23 protein-coding genes and 1 riboswitch are annotated in these 19,400 nt (G+C 39.6%); of the genes, 4 read left to right on the top strand and 19 right to left on the bottom strand.

The window, feature by feature from the left end:
• Positions 1-45: 45 nt before the first annotated feature.
• The 3 genes from MKZ26_RS01690 to MKZ26_RS01680 all read right to left on the bottom strand — a co-directional run bounded on the left by MKZ26_RS01690 (position 46) and on the right by MKZ26_RS01680 (position 2,676).
• The gene (locus tag MKZ26_RS01690; protein WP_067209928.1) at positions 46-726 is read right to left on the bottom strand and encodes an ABC transporter ATP-binding protein; all 681 of its coding nucleotides are present in this window, start codon (positions 724-726) and stop codon (positions 46-48) included.
• A gap of 3 nt (positions 727-729) precedes the next feature.
• Positions 730-1,797 carry an ABC transporter permease gene (locus tag MKZ26_RS01685; protein WP_340764024.1) on the bottom strand — a complete coding sequence of 356 codons (1,068 nt, stop codon included), beginning with the start codon at positions 1,795-1,797 and terminating at the stop codon, positions 730-732.
• Positions 1,798-2,262: 465 nt separating this feature from the next.
• Positions 2,263-2,676: a pyridoxamine 5'-phosphate oxidase family protein gene (locus tag MKZ26_RS01680; protein ID WP_187045004.1), complete on the bottom strand. Its 414-nt coding sequence runs from the start codon at positions 2,674-2,676 to the stop codon at positions 2,263-2,265.
• Between the two features lie 101 nt (positions 2,677-2,777).
• Here MKZ26_RS01680 and MKZ26_RS01675 point away from each other — a divergent pair, with 101 nt between their 5' ends.
• Both MKZ26_RS01675 and MKZ26_RS01670 read left to right on the top strand, forming a co-directional pair.
• Positions 2,778-3,224, top strand: a complete 447-nt coding sequence (locus tag MKZ26_RS01675) for a hypothetical protein (RefSeq protein ID WP_340764023.1) — start codon at positions 2,778-2,780, stop codon at positions 3,222-3,224.
• Positions 3,225-3,514: 290 nt separating this feature from the next.
• The gene (locus tag MKZ26_RS01670) at positions 3,515-3,832 is read left to right on the top strand and encodes a rhodanese-like domain-containing protein (RefSeq protein WP_445683446.1); all 318 of its coding nucleotides are present in this window, start codon (positions 3,515-3,517) and stop codon (positions 3,830-3,832) included.
• Positions 3,833-4,770: 938 nt separating this feature from the next.
• On the opposite strand, the gene gcvPB is transcribed toward MKZ26_RS01670, so the two are convergent.
• The 11 genes from gcvPB to comGA form a co-directional block, all read right to left on the bottom strand.
• Positions 4,771-6,231 carry an aminomethyl-transferring glycine dehydrogenase subunit GcvPB gene (gene gcvPB / locus MKZ26_RS01665; protein ID WP_340764020.1) on the bottom strand — a complete coding sequence of 487 codons (1,461 nt, stop codon included), beginning with the start codon at positions 6,229-6,231 and terminating at the stop codon, positions 4,771-4,773.
• Positions 6,224-7,570, bottom strand: a complete 1,347-nt coding sequence (gcvPA, locus tag MKZ26_RS01660) for an aminomethyl-transferring glycine dehydrogenase subunit GcvPA (RefSeq protein ID WP_187045005.1) — start codon at positions 7,568-7,570, stop codon at positions 6,224-6,226. Before gcvPA ends, gcvPB begins: the two co-directional genes overlap by 8 nt.
• A gap of 34 nt (positions 7,571-7,604) precedes the next feature.
• The gene (gcvT, locus tag MKZ26_RS01655; protein WP_340764018.1) at positions 7,605-8,702 is read right to left on the bottom strand and encodes a glycine cleavage system aminomethyltransferase GcvT; all 1,098 of its coding nucleotides are present in this window, start codon (positions 8,700-8,702) and stop codon (positions 7,605-7,607) included.
• 136 nt (positions 8,703-8,838) lie between these two features.
• A riboswitch (glycine riboswitch) is annotated at positions 8,839-8,931 on the bottom strand.
• 231 nt (positions 8,932-9,162) lie between these two features.
• Positions 9,163-9,678, bottom strand: a complete 516-nt coding sequence (locus tag MKZ26_RS01650; RefSeq protein WP_187045006.1) for a shikimate kinase — start codon at positions 9,676-9,678, stop codon at positions 9,163-9,165.
• A 30-nt stretch (positions 9,679-9,708) separates the two neighbouring features.
• Positions 9,709-9,888, bottom strand: a complete 180-nt coding sequence (locus MKZ26_RS01645) for a hypothetical protein (RefSeq protein WP_340764017.1) — start codon at positions 9,886-9,888, stop codon at positions 9,709-9,711.
• Positions 9,869-10,318 (bottom strand): competence type IV pilus minor pilin ComGF, encoded by a 450-nt coding sequence (gene comGF / locus MKZ26_RS01640; protein WP_340764016.1) that lies wholly within the window; start codon positions 10,316-10,318, stop codon positions 9,869-9,871. The genes MKZ26_RS01645 and comGF overlap by 20 nt, the downstream gene beginning before the upstream one ends.
• A complete protein-coding gene (locus MKZ26_RS01635; RefSeq protein ID WP_340764015.1) occupies positions 10,303-10,602 on the bottom strand; it encodes a hypothetical protein in 300 nt (99 codons plus the stop codon). The genes comGF and MKZ26_RS01635 overlap by 16 nt, the downstream gene beginning before the upstream one ends.
• The gene (locus MKZ26_RS01630; RefSeq protein WP_340764014.1) at positions 10,595-11,044 is read right to left on the bottom strand and encodes a prepilin-type N-terminal cleavage/methylation domain-containing protein; all 450 of its coding nucleotides are present in this window, start codon (positions 11,042-11,044) and stop codon (positions 10,595-10,597) included. The genes MKZ26_RS01635 and MKZ26_RS01630 overlap by 8 nt, the downstream gene beginning before the upstream one ends.
• Positions 11,031-11,366: a competence type IV pilus major pilin ComGC gene (gene comGC / locus MKZ26_RS01625; RefSeq protein WP_340764011.1), complete on the bottom strand. Its 336-nt coding sequence runs from the start codon at positions 11,364-11,366 to the stop codon at positions 11,031-11,033. The genes MKZ26_RS01630 and comGC overlap by 14 nt, the downstream gene beginning before the upstream one ends.
• Positions 11,367-11,379: 13 nt before the next feature.
• The gene (comGB, locus tag MKZ26_RS01620) at positions 11,380-12,435 is read right to left on the bottom strand and encodes a competence type IV pilus assembly protein ComGB (RefSeq protein WP_340764010.1); all 1,056 of its coding nucleotides are present in this window, start codon (positions 12,433-12,435) and stop codon (positions 11,380-11,382) included.
• Entirely contained in the window at positions 12,428-13,432 is a 1,005-nt protein-coding gene (gene comGA / locus MKZ26_RS01615; protein WP_340764008.1) for a competence type IV pilus ATPase ComGA, read from the bottom strand. Before comGA ends, comGB begins: the two co-directional genes overlap by 8 nt.
• Positions 13,433-13,753: 321 nt before the next feature.
• Between comGA and MKZ26_RS01610 the strand changes: the two genes are divergently transcribed.
• The gene (locus MKZ26_RS01610; protein ID WP_067210178.1) at positions 13,754-13,996 is read left to right on the top strand and encodes a DUF2626 domain-containing protein; all 243 of its coding nucleotides are present in this window, start codon (positions 13,754-13,756) and stop codon (positions 13,994-13,996) included.
• Between the two features lie 70 nt (positions 13,997-14,066).
• Here MKZ26_RS01610 and MKZ26_RS01605 read toward each other — a convergent pair whose 3' ends face one another.
• Positions 14,067-14,705, bottom strand: coding sequence for an MBL fold metallo-hydrolase (locus MKZ26_RS01605; RefSeq protein ID WP_340764007.1), 639 nt, complete (start codon positions 14,703-14,705; stop codon positions 14,067-14,069).
• Positions 14,706-14,918: 213 nt separating this feature from the next.
• Here MKZ26_RS01605 and MKZ26_RS01600 point away from each other — a divergent pair, with 213 nt between their 5' ends.
• On the top strand, positions 14,919-15,095 hold the full coding sequence (locus MKZ26_RS01600; RefSeq protein WP_082786602.1) for a DUF2759 family protein: 177 nt from the start codon (positions 14,919-14,921) through the stop codon (positions 15,093-15,095).
• A gap of 181 nt (positions 15,096-15,276) precedes the next feature.
• Here MKZ26_RS01600 and MKZ26_RS01595 read toward each other — a convergent pair whose 3' ends face one another.
• The 4 genes from MKZ26_RS01595 to MKZ26_RS01580 form a co-directional block, all read right to left on the bottom strand.
• On the bottom strand, positions 15,277-16,374 hold the full coding sequence (locus tag MKZ26_RS01595) for a YqgU-like beta propeller domain-containing protein (RefSeq protein ID WP_340764005.1): 1,098 nt from the start codon (positions 16,372-16,374) through the stop codon (positions 15,277-15,279).
• A 234-nt stretch (positions 16,375-16,608) separates the two neighbouring features.
• The gene (locus MKZ26_RS01590) at positions 16,609-18,507 is read right to left on the bottom strand and encodes an LTA synthase family protein (RefSeq protein WP_067210186.1); all 1,899 of its coding nucleotides are present in this window, start codon (positions 18,505-18,507) and stop codon (positions 16,609-16,611) included.
• Positions 18,508-18,646: 139 nt separating this feature from the next.
• Positions 18,647-18,835 (bottom strand): YqgQ family protein, encoded by a 189-nt coding sequence (locus MKZ26_RS01585; RefSeq protein WP_338656436.1) that lies wholly within the window; start codon positions 18,833-18,835, stop codon positions 18,647-18,649.
• Entirely contained in the window at positions 18,832-19,395 is a 564-nt protein-coding gene (locus MKZ26_RS01580; protein ID WP_340764004.1) for a 5-formyltetrahydrofolate cyclo-ligase, read from the bottom strand. Before MKZ26_RS01580 ends, MKZ26_RS01585 begins: the two co-directional genes overlap by 4 nt.
• Positions 19,396-19,400 lie beyond the last annotated feature (5 nt).

The raw sequence follows: 19,400 nt of genomic DNA, 5'->3' as shown, positions 1-19,400 counted from the left end.
CCCTTCACAACGACTATCATTTTAACATTCCCATCAACACTTAAGCTATCTATTTTCATCATCTAAGATCAAAACACCATCCGTCATGTTATATACCTTGTCACAATAGCCAACTAAACGGGTATCATGCGTGACCACAATAGTCGTAGTGTTCTTATTCTTAGTTTCATTTTTCAACAGTTCCATCACTTCATAGGCACGATCTGAGTCTAGGGAAGCCGTTGGTTCATCAGCTAAAATAATAGATGGATTACTATAAAGTGCTTTGGCAATTGCCACTCGCTGACGTTCACCACCGGACAAATCAGCTGGATATTTAGAACGCAAGTCGCCAATTCCCAAGTCTTCATAGAGTTCTTCGAGTTGTTTTTTTGTCATATTGTCTTTTTTCACTTGATCCAACAGTTTTAATTGATTTGCAACGGTTAGGAATGGGACAAGATTAGACGCCTGTAATATGAATCCAATTTCCTTCAGCCGAATTTTTGACCGTTCCTTTTCATTTAAATCCGCAAGATTCTTATCGTTAATTATTACATCTCCTGAAGTAGGCGTAAGAAGCCCACCCACAATCGTAAGGAATGTGCTTTTGCCCGAACCCGAAGGACCGATAATTGCGATAAGTTCTCCTCTTTCTGCAATGAAGTCTGTTGCCTTCATTGCTTCAACTTGTTTATGACCGCTGCCAAATGTTTTTTTCACTTGAATTAATTCTAAAACTGCCATCATTTATCCTCCTATCGCTTTCAATGGATCGATTCGCACAATTGTAAGGACCGAGAACAATGCGCCCAATATCGCAACGGCAATCAGAATCAGTCCATAGATGAGCATAGTTACAAGGTCAAATGCAACAGGCACCGCACTTGGTAAAAATGCTCCCGTAATTAACGCGAATCCAAAACCTATGGCTACACCAATTGCCGACAATAGGAATGTCTGTGCAACGACTGAGCGAGATAGATACCTATTCGAGATGCCTTGTGCTTTCATAACACCAAACATACTTATCTTCTGGACTGTCAATACGTACAAGAAAATTGCTACGATGACTGCCGAAATAACAAACAAGAAATAGATCATGAAATTCAACGTCAAATTCTGTTCTGTATAACCTGGTAAACTCCGTATGAAAGTTTCAATCTCAATAGCTTCGAGTGAATCATCCCGAATGAGACCTGAAGTATCCCCAGTTCGGACAACAATTCCATTTATGCTTTCCTTATTCGCCTCAGCCGCTTCTCCAAACTTGACCCGTTGGAAAGTGGTAAGGTCACTATAAAGTACTGGAGCTGCATTAAATCGCGCTTTGTCTGTGAATCCGACAATTGTTAAAACTTCATCGGAGGAAGATAGTTGCAATTCATCGCCTACTTTAAATCCGTCTTCCTTTAATGCATCACTCGCGACCACTTCGTTATTGCCTGCAAATACTTCTCCTTCCGTAACCTTTGGCATGATGAATTCATCTTTATTTATCCCAAAAATAGAGACGTTGCTCTTCTGATCTCCATTTCCTGCGATAGCATTTATTTGACCAATTACAGCAATTTCCTTGGTATCGATATTATCCACATCAGCCAGTTTAAGAGATGATTGATTCATACTTTTGTCTGATTCCTCAGTCAAAATGATTGATGTCGCTTCCCATTTGTCGACGGATTCTCGATTCATATTTTCCAAGCCATTTGCGAGACCTGATAGAAAGAATACTAAATATGAAACGAGCATTAATATTCCTATAATTAATGTAAATCGCAATTTATTCTTTTTAATTTCATTCCAAGCTAAAAACATTGTCTCACATCCATTCTTTTTATATAGTAATATAACATAAATCGGCTTACACTTCGTTTCATACAATTTTACAAGTCCTATATCCTATGAGGAAGACTAATCTAGTCTAACTTGTTTCTCTATTTAGGATATGTTTACGGATCAACCGACAGCATCGATAGTCATAATTTAGCTTGTTCGGACTGTAACACTTCTTCCATAATACTGTTTCTATATGCATATTGCAGATTTAAACCCTATCCCGTAACCTTTTCCCCTTTGAATAGTCAGAGCGTAAACAACTATTTCCTTTAAAAAGGATTCCAATTTATTATAAATAAAACGAAAAATTAGCCCTAAAAAATGAGCACACCGATATTCACCTTAGGGGCACGAGTGCAATCGACTATGCAACTAAGAATTTTTTTGGGGGCAATCCTAGTGATCAAAAATAGGGCACCGGCTTGTTTAGCCGGCACCCTCTATTCATAATTCAATCATTTGCGGTTCTTCACCATTGTTATTCATTAAGCGTATTGAATCGGGTAAAACTTTCAAAATGATGAGATTCGGATCTTCTGGACCACTAAACCATGATGCCATATGCTTATTCCAAACCTTCTCTTTAAAGCTTTCATCGTCTGAAATAGTGACAGTTCCTTCAATTTCTAGATAGTCATCTCCAATACCTTTTCCATCGTAACCGATTAATATGTGCGTATATGGATTTTTTTCAAGTTCATCCACTTTCTGCGTTTTTTTCGATGTTGCGGTGTATAGTATAAATTCATCACTGAAAAACGTCATGTATCTTGTATGGGGCTTATTCTGTTGAATAGTCGCCATCGTACCCACGAAGCTTTCTTTTAGGATTTTCAGTGCTGTTTTTTTTGCATTCATAATGATCTACTCCCTTTTTTCAACATTATTGTAGTTTGCCTCACTAATTAAGAAGCTAAACACGGTTTGCGTACATGGAAAAATTTAAAAGGAGTGATGGCATGATTTTAACAAAGACAGGATTGAAAAACGCTATTTTATACGGATTACTCTCCGGTTTAGTTTTAGCAACATTTTTGAAAGGCGTTGAATTAATTACTCACTTAACAGTTTACACACTGTTATTAAACGTCGATTATATTCCTTATATCAACAAGTTCGCTTTTCCAGAACTAATTGAAGCAGGTTTTCACCTACTCGTCTCAATCGCTTTAGCAATTTGTTTGTATCTGTTGTTTGTTCACCTAAAGATATCTTCCCGAAAGCAAATTATAGTTACGGCTACTACTGTCTGTCTCATTATCGGTATCGCCCTTTTTCCTACAACAACCTTTTCAGACAAAACACCTGACTTCAGGAGTTTTCCTTCTTTTTCATACTGGATGGCTGGGCATATTATTTATGGTTATATATTAGGTTATTTACTAGCTAAGTTGAAGGACAACTAAGTCCCTTAGTCACTTCGTTCTCTTCTAGTGAAAAGGTATCTTACCACTTTTACTACCTGCTATAGCACCACATGACCGAAATCCGAATTATAAAAGGAGGGATTAACCAGTAAAAGTTCAAACTTTTGATCATAATGGCTTTTTAACCGACATCAAAAAAGAGCTTGCCCATTGAACAAGTGCTGTTCAATCTTTATAATGAAAAGGTAGAGAGAAAGGGGAAAGTTGTTTTGAATTATATATTTTTAGGAGCCGTCGCTCTCATCGTAATCATTTATTTCGTTGTGACGATGCTACGTCTGCGTAAAGCCGTTACAAACTTGACGCAGGAGCAATTTATCGAAGGGTATCGGAAAGCACAACTGATTGATGTACGTGAGGCAAAAGATTATGATGCCGGTCATATTTTAGGAGCGCGCAATATCCCTTATTCTCAGTTCCGTCAACGGTTTAAAGAGATCCGTTCGGACAAGCCCGTTTATTTGTACGATCAAAATGGCGGAAAAAGTGCACGTAGCGCATTATTCTTAAAGAAAAAAGACTATCAACAACTGTTTCACCTGCAAGGCGGTTTTCGTCAATGGACAGGTAAAGTGAAAAGTAAATAAAACAGAAACTTCTTCCTTCATTGGAAAACGTTCGTAAGTGTGTAAGTTTATTTGAATTTAAAAAGATGATATTCCGTTCGTATTCGAACGAAATATCATCTTTTTATTTAGAGTTTCTTACTCTGATTTCGAAGAAAGCTATGATGATGAATAAGATTTCCAACGTTAAAAAGAAAGCACATTAACGTTCAATTAAATTCTTACTTCCTACATTACTACCTTGAGTAAAATGTAAAACAACTACTAATATTAGTGCTAACGTGGGATAAATCATCAATAATCTGACTGCAATCGCTTGTGATTGTTCAGTCATAGAAAACACAAGCATAAAGTTAGAGTAAATGAAAAAAATCAAAAAGAAGAGCCCGCTTATCAAAATTACTTCCGTAACTTTTTCACAATAATTCTTGCTGATCAATAAATATAATAGAAATGGCACCACACATAAAAGAGTTAGTAATAAGTAATTCAGATTGGTTAGTCCACCATCTAATAAAAAATTCCCTAATAGAAGTCGTAAGACGATGGCTGATCCGTAAACTACTAGAAAAACGCCTACAATACACAGTACAAATAAAGTCCTTTTTGACTGTTTTATTTTCCCCACTCCTTTTCTTTAATTATATGTAGTAAAGAAAAGTAAAATCACTTCCATAATGCGAATTGAATATGATCGGTCAAAAAGAGAAACCAATGGATTTATAATTGATTTCTCTTTTTCCTAACGAACCAAGCTACGTTACCTAACCTCCACTAATTATTACAGTACCAATTCAGCATTACCCTCGGGATATAAAGATAATTCAAACAAAAATTGTTCCAATGTGATCATATCCTTCTCCATTCAAAGTTACTCCTAAAAATGACAAAAAAGCATGCAGAGAAATAAATTGCTTTCTCTGCATGCTTTGCTCTTGCACTAGCGACTAATTACAAACTTATGCTTTTGTATAACGAAGTACAGGGAAACGTGCCGCTTTCGTTTCATCAAGACGATTGATAACAGTTGTATGCGGTGCGTTTTGTACGATTTCTGGGTTTTCTTCCACTTCTTTCGCAATTTGAATAAGTGCATCACAGAATGCATCGAGTGTTTCTTTCGATTCTGTTTCTGTAGGCTCAATCATCATGCCTTCCTCAACGTTAAGTGGGAAGTAAATTGTAGGCGGGTGATAGCCAAAGTCAAGCAGTCGCTTCGCCATATCTAGCGTACGCACGCCAAGTTTCTTCTGACGGCGACCCGACAGAACAAATTCATGTTTACAATGACGGTTATATGGCAAATCGAAATGTGGCTCCAATCTGCGCATCATGTAGTTCGCATTCAATACGGCATATTCCGTAACAGCTTTCAGGCCATCTGGCCCCATTGAACGAATATACGTGTATGCCCGCAGATAGATACCGAAGTTACCGTAGAACGGTTTAACACGTCCAATCGATTGTGGTAAATTGTATTCAAATGTGTAAACTTCATCTTTTTTCACAAGGACTGGTTTCGGCAGGAATGGAATAAGATCCTTCTTCACACCAACCGGACCTGAACCTGGTCCACCGCCACCATGTGGTCCTGTGAATGTTTTGTGCAAGTTTAAGTGAACAGCATCGAAGCCCATATCGCCAGGGCGTGCTTTAGACATAACCGCATTCAAGTTTGCGCCGTCATAATAAAGTTTTCCGCCAGCAGCATGAACGATTTCAGCCATTTCAAGAATTTCTTCTTCAAAAAGACCAAGTGTATTCGGATTCGTCAGCATTAGTGCCGCCGTGTCATCTCCGACATGCTTTTTCAAGTCCTCAAGATCAACAAGACCATCTTCACCTGATTTTACTGTGATCGTATCGAACCCAGCAACTGTAGCTGATGCTGGGTTTGTACCGTGTGCAGAATCGGGAACAAGTACTTTCGTACGTTTGAAGTCGCCGTTTGCTTCATGGAAAGCCCGAATCATCATCAAAGCTGTCCACTCGCCGTGCGCTCCTGCTGCAGGTTGTAGTGTCACTTCATCCATTCCTGTAATTTCTACAAGATGCTCTTGCAGGTCATATAAAACCTCTAGCGCACCTTGAACAGTCGACTCTTCTTGCAATGGATGAATATTCGCGAATCCAGGATAACGTGCAACGGATTCGTTGATTTTCGGATTATATTTCATCGTACATGATCCAAGTGGATAAAATCCTGAATCGATACCGTGGTTACGATTGGAAAGTGCAGTATAATGACGCATAATGTCAAGTTCAGAAACTTCCGGAAGTTCAGCAGCTTCCTCGCGTACAAATCCCTTTGGCAATAGATTGGAAAGGTCAAGTTCAGGTACATCTAGTTCAGGAAGACTATAACCTATCCGGCCTTCTCTCGTAAGTTCAAAAATTAACGCTTGGTTATCTTTATGCATGAAGGGCCTCCATTTCCTGCACAAGTGCATCGATTTCTTCTTTCGTACGCTGTTCTGTAACGGCGATTAGTGCATGGTTAGCAAATTCAGGATACGTCAGGCCTAAGTCATAACCACCGATAATCCCTTTTGTAAATAGGTTTGCATTTACTTCTTTTACAGACCGTTTGCAATCAACGACGATTTCGTTGAAATGTGATCCACTAAATTTAACGTCGAAGCCAGCTTTTTCAAAGGTTTCTTTCGCATAGCGTGTTTTAACAATGTTCTGGTAGGCGATTTCTTGTGCGCCTATTTTACCGAGCGCAGTCATCGCTACAGAAGCAGCAAGTGCGTTCAACGCTTGATTTGAACAGATATTAGACGTCGCTTTATCACGGCGGATATGTTGTTCACGTGCTTGAAGTGTCAACACGTAGCCACGACGGCCTTCATCATCAGTTGTTTCTCCAACAAGACGACCTGGAACTTTACGCATCAACTTTTTCGTCACCGCAAAATAACCACAATGTGGTCCGCCAAATGATTCAGGAATACCGAATGGTTGTGCATCACCAACTGTAATGTCGGCACCAAGCTTCCCTGGTGGTGTTAATATGCCAAGTGCAAGCGGATTTGATGAAACAACGAACAGTCCGCCTTTAGCATGTGCAATTTCACCAATTTTTTGAATGTCTTCGATTTGACCAAAGAAATTTGGGTATTGTACAAGGACAGCAGCTGTATCCTCATCCATCATTTCTTCTAGCTTAGCCATATCAGTTACGCCATCTTTTTGTGGAATTGTGACCACTTCGATATACTGCCCAGACGCATAAGAAAGTACAACATCACGCGATTCAGGGTTAACTGTTTCAGAAATAAGAAGTTTTTTACGGCGTGTATGACCTGATGCAAGCGTACCCGCTTCTGCAAGAGCCGTTCCGCCGTCATACATAGATGAGTTTGCAAGATCCATACCTGTCAGTTCACAGATCATTGTCTGGAATTCAAAGATAGCCTGCAATTCACCTTGCGAGATTTCCGGTTGGTAAGGTGTATAAGCCGTATAGAACTCGGATCGTGAAATGACATGGTCGACAATGATCGGCTTGTAATGATCATAGACACCTGCGCCAAGGAATGATGCATATGTACGCGCATCCGCATTTTTCGCTGCAAGTTTTGAAAGTTCTTTTGTCAAAGAAGACTCGGATTTCGCTTTTTTAATATTGTACTCGCCTTTAAATCTAACCTTTTCAGGAATATCTTCAAAAAGTTCATCTACGGAAGTAATTCCGATTGTTTTCATCATTTCATCGCGATCGGTTTCAGTCATTGGAATATAACGATGCTGCATGTCCTCTTAACCCCTTTTCATAGATGGTATATGATTAGCGTTTATAAAATGGTGTAGCGATAATTACTGCTTTCAAACGCTTAGCACGAATTTCGACTTCAATTTCAGTTCCTTCAGCAGTGTGTTCACTGTTTAGAAGTGCAAAACCAATGTTCTTTTTAAGTGTCGGTGATTGTGTACCCGTTGTTACTTCACCAATTTGTTCTTCGCCAAGGAATACTTTATAACCTGTACGCGGAATTCCTTTGTCGATCATTTCCACGCCGACAAGTTTACGCGGCACACCATTTTCTTTTTGGGAAGCTAGAACTTCTTTACCAAAGAAATCCTCTTCTTTATTCAACTTCACAACGAAGCCAAGGCCCGTTTCAAGTGGTGAAATATCTTTTGATAGTTCTTGTCCATATAGTGGTAAACCAGCCTCAAAACGTAGTGTATCACGTGCACCAAGACCTGCTGGTACAACACCTTCACTTGCGCCCGCTTTCAGAATAACACTCCATAATGCGACAATTGCTTCAGGAGAGCCGTAAATTTCGAATCCATCTTCTCCCGTGTATCCAGTACGCGAAACAAGAACTTGGTGTCCGGAAATGTCAACATTTTCTTTGAAACGGAAAAACTTAATGTCTGCTAAAGGCTCATCCGTCAATTTTTGAAGTACTTCTTGCGCAATAGGTCCTTGCAATGCAAGCAGTGCGTAAGAAGATGATGCGTCCTCAATTTTGACATCGTCCGTAGTATGGCTATTCATCCACTCAAGATCTTTGTCGATATTTGAAGCATTGACTACCAAAAGGTAATTATTATCCCCACGTTTGTAGATTAAAAGATCATCCACAGTCCCGCCACTTTCATAACACATAGCCGTGTATTGAGCTTGTCCGTCTTTAAGTTTCGACACATCGTTCGTAACCATCTTTTGCAAATATGATAATGCGCCTTCTCCTGTAACAAGCACTTCACCCATGTGCGAAACATCAAAAAGGCCTGCTTTTGTCCGTACAGCTTCGTGTTCAGCTTTAATGCTTGAAAACTGAACAGGTAATTCCCAACCACCAAAATCAATCGTTTTACCGCCGTATTCAGCGTAACTGTCAAAAAGAACCGTGCGTTTCAATGACTCTGACAAGTTCTATTCCCCCTTAAAAATTTGATAAAAAAAGACAGAGGTCCCCTAATTAGGAAACCTCTGTCCTTGTACCTGAAAGTTTGACCTTGCGGCTTTCCTCGTTGGTGACCAGCTTAACCGGCGCTCTCCAGAGATGCGTCATGTATGAGTCTTGTTACCTGAGAGATTCATAACAATAAGTTACTTGCTCCTTCGGCGACGCCATTGCGTGCTCTCCCCATACAATCATTCGCGTTATTCAATTGAAATAAAGATAACTAAGATTCGGACAACTAATGCCCTTTCGCCTTATATCTTAACATTTCATTTTTAAAAGCGCAATACTTTTTAATTGACAGTCGTTTTAACGAACTAAAATAGATATTAACTATAAATCGTTCGTCTTTTTGGCCATTAATTAAATTTTCGTCCAATTAAAGGAATAAGAAAACGATAATCGGTGGTTTATTTTCGTCTTCATTTATATTTCCCCTTTAAGTCTTCCTATTTGGAATGCGATATAATCCACAATGTCACGCAAAGATCGATTTTCCGTTTCGACTTTAAAATGTGCACCATGTAGATATTGAGGTTTTCGATTATTAAACAACTGTTCAAGGTCGGAGCGTGTCGATCTTTGTACAATCGGACGGTTTCGGTCCGTGGAAATCCGTCGCCATATGTCACGAAACGGAGCATTCAGAAAAAAGACAAGACCTGTTTCCCGCATAATCTCCCTATTTTCTTTACGCATCGCCACACCACCACCTGTCGCAATGATACAAAATTCATCACGGAACGTGCGAAGGAACTCCGTTTCCATTTCACGAAAACGTTCTTCACCATACATTTCAAATATTTGGGGGATCGTCAAACCAGTCATCCTCACGATTTCAGTATCCATATCATAATATGGCATTTTCGTCGCAAAGCTGAGTCGTTTACCGATCGCACTCTTCCCACATCCCATATAGCCAATCAAATACACTTTTTTCATGTCATCACCCACTTGGCAGAACGAATAGTTTTATCCGTTCCGTTTCATTGTTCTCACCGTTTCGTTTTCATAATACGTTTCAAGCGAATCATAACTTCTTTGAATACTATCATGCCATGAAACGAGGGAGAAAAGAAAGAGACTAACGAAAAATAATAAAATAATTGCGGCCGCAAGCATGGCTCCATGTTCATTTCGGATATAATCCAACCGCAAAACCCCTTACTTTAATGGAATCATTCAACATTGTCACATTAGCAGTTATAGTTATGCCATCAAATGTAAACGTGACTGCCTTTACTCCTGTAACTAAAGGAATATGCCCAGTTGTGTCTACTCGCTTCCGGATAACTGTTCCGCTTTGTTCAATATCAATCAGCCCCCGATTGTTCTTAAGCCGGATTGCACTTCCGCCGTTAACCAATCGGATTTCGTTGACGTCAGATAGAAGGTATTGTAAATCGGCCGAGAATAATTCCCATTCAGTTGATGAGTAATCTGTATAGTGTTGTTCTATCGAGCCTTTCCAGAAGAAAAATAATAAGAATAGATGAATGAAAATGGTCATGATGATTAGTTGAAAGATACTTTCTAAAAATGTATAGCCCTGTTCATTTGGTTTCTTCACGAATGAACGCATTTATTGAACACCTTCTCGACTATCTCATAAGACACACAAACGGATTGTCCGTTAATAGTCCAATTATAATCCACTCCATCAACTTGACGGACACCCTCCATCAAACCATACGCTCTAAAATAAATAGCCCCTTGATGAGTAGTTTCCGCCGCATACATATGCGCCTTCTTTATTTGTAACTTTGAGGTCACTATTGAAGCAAATGGAAGTAGTGTCCCAAATATTACAATCACAATCGTCAATGTAAGTACCGCTTCCGGCCATGAGTATCCCCCTTCATTCATAGATAATCATCCTTCCACGCTGAAATTGAAATCGTATTTCGATAATTCCGGAACTCGTTAAGAATGCCATTGTACCAGACTTCAGGATATCTCCATTTCCACGAAATTCAATCGCCTTCAATTGGCTCGTGCCTGCCAAACGCATCCCTTTAGGAAAAACGTTTCGTGCAACTTCAACTTTCACTTCCCCGTCCACCAAATAAGATGTGATATATTCAGTTCCCGAATCCTTGAATTGCAATCCTGTTGCTACATAGTTTGCCATCGAATAAGCTTGTAAATTATAGACAGTAGCTATAAATGCTTGAAGCGCGTCATCCTCAGATTCAGCTTGTATCCATTTGTCACCAATAGGCAAAATGATTGCTGTTATAATTGACAGAACAGCTAATACTAGAACCATTTCAAGGAACGTGAATCCACTTTCCTTAGTCTGCTCCAAAACTGGCGGATCCCCCCACCTTATCCACTTTCCCATCTCCATCAATTGACAATTGCGTTCCATCAGGGCACTGGGCATTTTCGGGCAGATATTCCTTTTCAGTCATTTCTGCAAGCGAGGTCGGCAGATGTTTTTCATCCATTTTAAACGCCTCAATTTGTCCTTGAACCATTTGCATATAAGCATCACACCCCTTTTCATCAATTGACTTAGAATGCTTTGTGACATTCGGGATTGCAATGAGAATGAGAACCGAAATAATCAAGAGAACGATCATCATTTCAATTAGCGTGAACGCTTTTTCATTATGAATAAATTTCATCAAATTCTCCCCCTCATAATTTATCCATCATTCCGTAAACCGGTAAAAGTAAAGCGAGATATGCTGCCAAAATACAGATTGCAATGATACTAAATAAAACTGGCTGAAGTAGCGCCAATGCCTTCGCTAGCTTCTCATCAATCGCTTCACTTAGATGTTCGCTGTAAATCTGAAGTTCTTTCGGTAGATAACCGCTGTCTTCACCATGCTTGGCGAATGCAGCCAGTTGGTCCATCAATCCTTCTGTCCTACTGATCGCGGTGTGGAATGAATCTCCAAAAACTACCTGCTCTTTGACATTTTTCGTAATTTCACTTAACACTAGATCCAAATTTTGATCAATTAATACATCCAAAGCATTTTGCAAGGAAAGGCCCGACTGAAGCAATCCCCCAATTTCACTAGAAAAGTCGCGAGTCTTTACTATCGAAAAGAATGTACTAGCGACAGGGATGGACATTAATACGCGAATTTTTGTTGCAGGCGCAAACTTTTTGTAGATAATGGTGCATAATACCGTTAGTAATGCAGAGACTAACACCATACTTATGATGAAATCGGGGATTCTCGTCACAAGCGAGGGTAATGACGAAACAAATCCCCCCCCTTGACCTTTTCGAGATATCGCTAACGCTTCCATGTTAGGTAAAAAGTACCTTCGGAAGGCCATAAGCAATGCGGCAATCAGAATAAAAAGAACCACAGGATAAATAAGTAGATTTTTTAACTTCTTCCTTTTTTCTTCTGCTTTTCTCATACGAACAGCCATGCCCCTCAAAGCCTGCGCGACTCGCCCGTCCACTTCAGCAATCGCGATAGGAAGAAGCGTTCCGGATGAGAACCCAAAACTAGCAAGGATATGAGTGACACCGAACCCTTCCTTAAAATCTTTATTCATTGCTTCCAGCACAGGATTATAATCTTTCAAATGATGTGGTACTAACAAAGTAACTGCATCATGAAATGTGTATCCCTCAGTTAATAACACAGAAAGTCTTTCTAGAAATACCGGTCGATTTTGGAATTTTTCTTTTTTGTGAAATAACAATCGTTTTTTTGATTTATCCATCTTGCACCACACTTGGCCTGTTATATTTCTGAAAAAGCGACTCCACTTTATGTTCCTCAGGAACAATTACTCTTTCACCTTTCATGATGGTGTCCGTCATTCGATTAAGCGTGTCTCCTTGAATAATTTCAAATACCGCTCCCCTTTTTCCGGAAGCACTGCGAATGAGACGCTGCGCTGAAATACAGACAATGGTTTGTCTTAATTCTTCGGCAGAAATACCAAAATCCATCATCCTATAAAAACAGCCTGCTGGATCTTTAGAGTGCACGGATGTCAGTACTAAATGTCCAGTCAAGGCGGCTTGAATTGCAATTTTTGCCGTTTCACTATCACGTATTTCTCCAATCATGATGACATCTGGTGAATGGCGTAATATCGCCTTTAGACCTGCCGAGTACGTCATACCGGACCGTTCGTTTACTTGAATTTGAAGCAGATGTGAATGATTATTTTCAACAGGATCTTCCAATGTGATTACATGCCGTTCTAGATGATTGACGCAATGAGCTGTTAAAGAGTATATAGTGGTCGTTTTTCCACATCCGGTCGGCCCGGTCAGTATAATTAACCCTTGCGGCCCTGATACAGCCTGGCGTAATTTATCGGCCCACTCTTTTTCAATGCATAATTCATCGATTGAAACGATTTGGTCATGCCTTTGCAATCGTATAACAACACTTTCTTTCATTATCGAAGGGATTGTCGAAACTCGGAAAGAATAATTCTCACCTTGTATCTGTTTATGAAAAGAACCACTTTGGGGTTTACGCTTATCGCTAATGTCGAGTGAGGATAGGAATTTGTAAAATGAAATCATGCGGCCCGCCAACTGTGGGGGAAGAATACCGGACCGGTTCAGCCTTGAATCTTTTTTGAACGACACATCATATCCTTCTTTCATAGGAACAAGGTGAATGTCAGTCGCTTCGTACTTAATTGCTTTCTCTAATAGTCGAAAACTTTTCTGTTCTACGACGTTATCATTCTTAATCATTGAACACCCCTCTTTCTTTTGGGTTGGGTGAAGTTCAATCCAACCCGGTCGGATAAACCGCAATTCATCCTTGGGCACAGTATACGACTTACACATATGCATTGGAATACTTTCCCTCAAAGTCGAATTGTGTATCCCTAGAAAGAGGGCGATACTTGAAATTCACCCCACTTTTCGACAGCAAATATCATTTTTCGTGACAATCACCCTTATACACGTGTTTGTCACAATGAAAGAACGATTGGAGTTTACATCTGCTGTCGTTATCCCTTATAATGAATGGGAGCTTATTGTAATGTTTTATTAAGGAGGGACGCACACATGGATAACATGTTCAAGTTGATGGGCTTCTGGACAGGCATATTCGCAGTTATGTTTTATATGGGAGACATGCTGCCAGCCGCACTTCTTTTTGTTGCGAACACTGGGTTCTTCCTGCTACTTGGATATTTGAACCTAACAGAGCGGATGTACATGTACTTATTTGGAGCATATCTGATGATATTTATGGTCGGATTCAGCTACTACACAACGTTTATACACGTACCAGGCGCTGGCCACTAAAAGAAAAGTACATACAAAAAAACAGCCTTTTTTTATTGGCTGTTTTTTTGTTTTTCTATACTTATATTGGTCAAAATCCATTCAAAAATGGATTCGAATCTTTTTCCTCTTCTGGAGTTGTAGACGGTCCATGACCTGGATAGATGATAAAATCATCATCTAGGGAAAGCAACTTATCATGGATAGATGTCAGCAAAACCCCTGTATTCCCCCCCGGTAGATCTGTCCTTCCGACTCCCTGTTGGAAAAGTGTATCGCCAACAATGGCAAAACGAGATGGTCCGAAGATATACGAAACACTCCCCGGAGAATGACCGGGCGTATGCCTCACTTCAAACTCGAACGGGCCCACAGTCATCATTCCCTCATCGCTGATAAGCTTATCGGCTTTTCTAATGCGGACGTCAGGTAATCCTTGATACTTGGCAGAACCGTTTAATCTCGGATCAGACAGCCAGTCTTGCTCCTCTTCATGGATATAGACCGGGATAGTATAACGGTCCCTTATGCTGTCAACCGCCCCAATATGATCAAAATGCGCATGTGTCAATAAAATCGCGACAGGAGTCAACTCTTTACTTTTCACTTTATTAATAATACGTCCACTTTCTTCACCCGGATCCATGATTAGACAATTCCCTAATTCGTCACTGATGATGTAACAGTTTGTCTGGATTGGTCCGAGCGGATATGTATTAACTTTCAACATGGTCGGCACCTCCTGCAACTTATATTACGCAATGTGAAATACGATTTCAAACAATCGTCACTAATATCCCTCGACAAATTTGATTGCAAACAGTACAATAGAAGAGGAATAGCGCTAAATCGGACTTGCACAGTATGTGCTGACTTCTGTATTGCTCACAACAGATTGTGAGCGGTTTTAGCAGAAGTTCCTATTGAAAGGAGTGTCTTCCCTATGAACTTATTGATGATTATTTTTGGACTCATTGCAATTTTAGCGGTGGTCGGTACGGTCCAAGCATTCAAAGAACGTAACGTTTTAAGTATTTTGTTCAATCTTGGAGCTGCAGTCGTTTTTGGAGGCTTCACAATTGCTACACTTGTTTTCCAAGGATTCCCACCAACTCTATAATCGAGAAAGTGTAAGTCTAAATTTGGACAACCAAAAACATCCTTTGTGTATTTATACACAAAGGATGTTTTTTTGTTTCCTTAAAGTTAATAAAGTCTTGAGCTGTGAGTAACAATTAGCAGTTGATTTCACAGCTAGATCCAGCAGCTTGCTACTTGCCTCATCTAAGCTTGTTTTATTTTTACTCAGGAAGCGTTAACCACGTCGTCTGCGTTTTCTTTTTTATATCAATCAATTTTTCCGCAGAGTAACCAGTTAAACACTTTTGCCCCGACGGTGAACATCGAAGAACACCCGCCGTGATATCATCGGCTACAACGTCTTGACGTCCTTCTATAACGCGAATAAGTCGATATGGTGATAGGAGTTCATCGAGTTGCCCCCCCTCGTCAGGAGCGGGTATGAACACGGTTTCACTTGAACCCCATTCAACATCAGGTATTACCCACTCTGAATAATTACTAATGACGGGCATCGTCCATTCCGAGCTAATCATCCCATCCTGTCCCATGATGGTGTAGTGCGCATCCTTGTCTCCATTTATTCGCACAACGAGTAGCGTATCTTCATATGTATCAAAGTAAACAACACCGCTAACATCTAGCTGTCCCCACTTTTTAGTAAGTGGTTCATATGTATGTATCTCTCCACCATCAAGTACGTGGCCTTCGACATATCCTACAGCAATTTTATCCTCACCTAGCCATTTCGGGAATGGATCTTCAATCGCAAGCAGGTCCAAACTCTCTACTTTCCCGTTATAAATAAATAAATCAAAAGTCCAATCTTGATGAAAAGCCGTGAGAAGAATAAGGGAGGGGTCAGTATCGTTCCATTCAATCGCCAACTCTGTTGAAGCAACTATAACTTCATCTTGTACCGCACCATCCATAGTCACGATTTTAATTGTTGCAGATGCAGCATTATCACTAGTATGTAATAATAGATATTTTTTTGAAGGATGAATGAGGAGGTCGATGATTATAGATTCATCCTCATATAACGTGTCTGTCTGACCTGATTCAAAATCAAAACTATTCACTTGATAATGCCCATTTACCTTTTCGACATAGATAACTTTTGACTCGGTTAACCAGTCCGCAACGAAATGGAACTTTGATGGATCAGCAACTAACGTTTTAGTTACTTCCTCTTTAATCAGTTCGTTATTCCCTGGTTGTTCAACGGCAGTTGGTCCATCGATAATTTCATTCGTCTTCTTTGAACAGCCCATTAGTAACATGACTGTTACACAAAAGATGAATATTCTTTTTCTCACCGCGCCTCCCCCTTTCTGTATTTAAACTGAGTAAAGCGCAAGGTCCCGTTCCAGATACGACAGGCATAAGACGGACCGGCGTTCTTTTGCCCGGGAAGGATGCACAGTTCAATCCTTCTTCCTAGCTGGCTTGACTTATAGCCAGAGCGCCTGGAGCTTAACATTGTCCCTGTTAAAAAACTTATACTTTATCTTAAAAAAAAGGCTGCACGGAAAGTTCCGTGCAGAACCTTATCATTCTTTACTTTTACTGTTTAATTTCGGTGATTGTTCCTGTTCTTCCTTGAATCTAAGTAAATCTCCATTAATGATCATATCGGAATAATTTAGCTCAGTGGCAGCACGTTCGATAAACGGCTCACATTCAGCCATATCAGTTTCTTCACCAGTTTTACTATCATAACAGACCTCTTGCGCGTAAACATTTTTATCAGTTACAAAACGGCCATCACGGAAAATAGTAAACGGTTCATGATCAGGCGAGAATATGTCTGAACCAAGGTACATATCGTCTTTTGTTTCAAGCCCCATTAAATGTAGGAGAGTAGGTTTCAAGTCGATTTGTCCCGATACTTCATCCATTGTCTTCCCTTTACCGTAGCCAGGAATGTGAATGTACAATGGAACCCTCTGTAATTTCGCATTATCATAAGGGGTAATTTCCTTGTCTAAATACATGCCCATTGCCTTGTTATGATTCTCGGATATACCATAATGGTCTCCGTACATAACAATAATCGAGTTGTCATACAAACCGCTTGCTTTCAAGTCTTCGAAAAGAACTTTTATTGCCTCATCCATATAGCGTACCGTTTGGAAATATTTATTCAACGTATTTGAATTTGATGTATATTCAGGAATAAGCTTATCTTCTTCATCCAAGTCAAATGGATGATGGTTTGTCAATGTAATCAGCCTTGAATAAAAAGGCTGCGGCATTTCTTTCATCAACTCTACCGATTGGTCAATGAACGGGATATCTTTCATGCCCCAGTTGACCGCTTCTCCTTCTCCGACTGTATAACTTTCAAGATCATAAAACTTATCGATACCGAGAGCACCGTACATGATATCGCGGTTCCAGAAACTTCGGTTATTTGCGTGCATTACATTCGTGAAGTAGCCATTTTCACCTAGCTGAGCCGCCATCGATTGGTAAGTGTTTCCACTATGCGTGAAAAATACAGCACTACCATTTCTCGGGTACAGTGAGTTTTCAATGATAAACTCTGAATCCGATGTCTTTCCTAGACCAGTATTGTGATAAAAATCAGAGAAATAGAATGTATCCGGATCCTTCGTTAATTCATTCAAAAATGGCGTAATGACATGTCCATCCATTTCCTCATTAATGACAAACGACTGCAAGGATTCAAGCGAGATTGCAATAATATTACGACCTTTTGCAACTCCGTACATCTCAGGATCTGGAGCAGCGTAATTCGCATTAATATAGTTACCTACTTCTACTAGTTCACTGCCATCCGCAAGCGCACGTTGAGCATGGGATTTGGATTGAATGAACAAATCGTAAATATGGTAATTATATGTTCCGATATTTTTCACAAGAAGTTCTCTATCAAAACTGCGAGTTAATAGTTGCGGTCTTTCCATTTCGGCTAGACCAAGGTTTACCATTATAACTGCAGCAGTCATTACGAAGTAAAGTTTACGTCCAATTTTATTTGATTGTTCCACCCGATCAGTCTTAGGTATAAATTTGATTGCCAAAAAGATTATGAACACATCTGTGAAAAAGAATATGTCCGTGACCATTAGATTAGCAGTAACTGAAGATGAAAGATCTCCGAAGTTACTCGTTTGGAACAAGACTGGCAAGGTAATAAAATCATTGAAAAATCTATAGAAAACTGCATTACTAAACATAACAATTGAAGTCATCACACTTATTGTCAGTATATAAATGTTGCGTCTTTTCGTACTCTTGATGAATAGTGCAATACCATAAACAAATAAAAGGAAACTAAGAGGATTCAGAAAAAGAATGAATTCCTGCATTATATTATCGATTTTCATATTGAAGCTTGTAAGATAACCGAAATATGTTGTCAACCAAGTCGCCACTATTGCTACTATGAGTACGGAATGTTTTGACCATACTATTTTGTTCACTCCATCTCTTCCTTTCGAAAATAGATTCACATAAAAAACGTTCGAACTAAATCTTACTACATAATAGACGGGGTAGCTGAAGAAAAGTTTCACTAATTACCAAAATAAGTCCAAATGAACGATGATACTGGGTCTATCCTCATAGTTTTGCTATTTCACTACGCAAGATTAGCACCGCTTTCAAATAGTCTTCTTTCATTAGCAGTCCATTGTCATAAAGATCCTTCACTTCTGATTGCACCATATCAATGTCATCTTTTCGATTCCCCGTATAGACATAAATCCCGAAACGCTTCAGCAATTGGAGAACACCCAGATAGTCTTTCATATACAGATAATCTCTTTTTCATCTGTAACTATTTTGCTAACAGGAATATCGTGACTTTCAACAGGTATCCTATGATTCGTTTGAGCTACAAATGCTAACGACAATGTAGCACCATTGTAATCCGACATGTAGCGGTCATAATATCCTCCACCAAAACCAATCCTATATCCTTCGTCAGAAAAGACTAGCCCAGGTACAATTTGCAAATCAATCTCGTTTTTCTCAACCGACAGTGTTTGATCAGTTATCGGCTCAAAAAGGCCCATATAGACCGTTTCCAAACTTTCATATGATGTAATAAGACGAAAATCCATCTTCCGGGTTGCATGGATGCATTTAGGTACAGCAATTCGTTTACCAGCTGCCCAAGCCGCTTCGATAAGCGGGCGTGTGTCCACTTCGGGGTAACGAGAAATCGTTACCCCGATTGTATCCGCACTTCGAAATTCATCTGTTGCAAGTACCCTGTCTGTAATCTTCAAAGATTTTTTTAGATGTTCAGTACGATTTATATTATTCAATGTAACTAACACTTGATTCCTTAAAATCTCTTTACTCATTTAGT

The organism is Sporosarcina sp. FSL K6-6792 (assembly GCF_038004885.1).
GTDB classification, from domain to species: domain Bacteria; phylum Bacillota; class Bacilli; order Bacillales_A; family Planococcaceae; genus Sporosarcina; species Sporosarcina psychrophila.
The sequence above is the reverse complement of the archived record's forward strand: the minus strand, read 5'-3'. Positions and strand labels throughout refer to the sequence as shown.

Excerpts from the sequence above, each read along its gene's own strand:
- comGF (WP_340764016.1), bottom strand. The coding sequence starts at position 10,318 with ATGCGTTCATTCGTGAAGAAACCAAATGAACAGGGCTATACATTTTTA.
- comGB (WP_340764010.1), bottom strand. The coding sequence starts at position 12,435 with ATGGATAAATCAAAAAAACGATTGTTATTTCACAAAAAAGAAAAATTC.
- MKZ26_RS01650 (WP_187045006.1), bottom strand. The coding sequence starts at position 9,678 with ATGAAAAAAGTGTATTTGATTGGCTATATGGGATGTGGGAAGAGTGCG.
- gcvPA (WP_187045005.1), bottom strand. The coding sequence starts at position 7,570 with ATGCAGCATCGTTATATTCCAATGACTGAAACCGATCGCGATGAAATG.
- MKZ26_RS01600 (WP_082786602.1), top strand. The coding sequence starts at position 14,919 with ATGAACTTATTGATGATTATTTTTGGACTCATTGCAATTTTAGCGGTG.
- MKZ26_RS01635 (WP_340764015.1), bottom strand. The coding sequence starts at position 10,602 with ATGAATGAAGGGGGATACTCATGGCCGGAAGCGGTACTTACATTGACG.
- MKZ26_RS01690 (WP_067209928.1), bottom strand. The coding sequence starts at position 726 with ATGGCAGTTTTAGAATTAATTCAAGTGAAAAAAACATTTGGCAGCGGT.
- gcvPB (WP_340764020.1), bottom strand. The coding sequence starts at position 6,231 with ATGCATAAAGATAACCAAGCGTTAATTTTTGAACTTACGAGAGAAGGC.
- MKZ26_RS01585 (WP_338656436.1), bottom strand. The coding sequence starts at position 18,835 with ATGAAAGACTATCTGGGTGTTCTCCAATTGCTGAAGCGTTTCGGGATT.
- MKZ26_RS01685 (WP_340764024.1), bottom strand. The coding sequence starts at position 1,797 with ATGTTTTTAGCTTGGAATGAAATTAAAAAGAATAAATTGCGATTTACA.
- comGC (WP_340764011.1), bottom strand. The coding sequence starts at position 11,366 with ATGAAATTTATTCATAATGAAAAAGCGTTCACGCTAATTGAAATGATG.
- MKZ26_RS01610 (WP_067210178.1), top strand. The coding sequence starts at position 13,754 with ATGGATAACATGTTCAAGTTGATGGGCTTCTGGACAGGCATATTCGCA.
- comGA (WP_340764008.1), bottom strand. The coding sequence starts at position 13,432 with ATGATTAAGAATGATAACGTCGTAGAACAGAAAAGTTTTCGACTATTA.
- MKZ26_RS01670 (WP_445683446.1), top strand. The coding sequence starts at position 3,515 with ATGCTACGTCTGCGTAAAGCCGTTACAAACTTGACGCAGGAGCAATTT.
- MKZ26_RS01675 (WP_340764023.1), top strand. The coding sequence starts at position 2,778 with ATGATTTTAACAAAGACAGGATTGAAAAACGCTATTTTATACGGATTA.
- MKZ26_RS01605 (WP_340764007.1), bottom strand. The coding sequence starts at position 14,705 with ATGTTGAAAGTTAATACATATCCGCTCGGACCAATCCAGACAAACTGT.
- MKZ26_RS01580 (WP_340764004.1), bottom strand. The coding sequence starts at position 19,395 with ATGAGTAAAGAGATTTTAAGGAATCAAGTGTTAGTTACATTGAATAAT.
- MKZ26_RS01680 (WP_187045004.1), bottom strand. The coding sequence starts at position 2,676 with ATGAATGCAAAAAAAACAGCACTGAAAATCCTAAAAGAAAGCTTCGTG.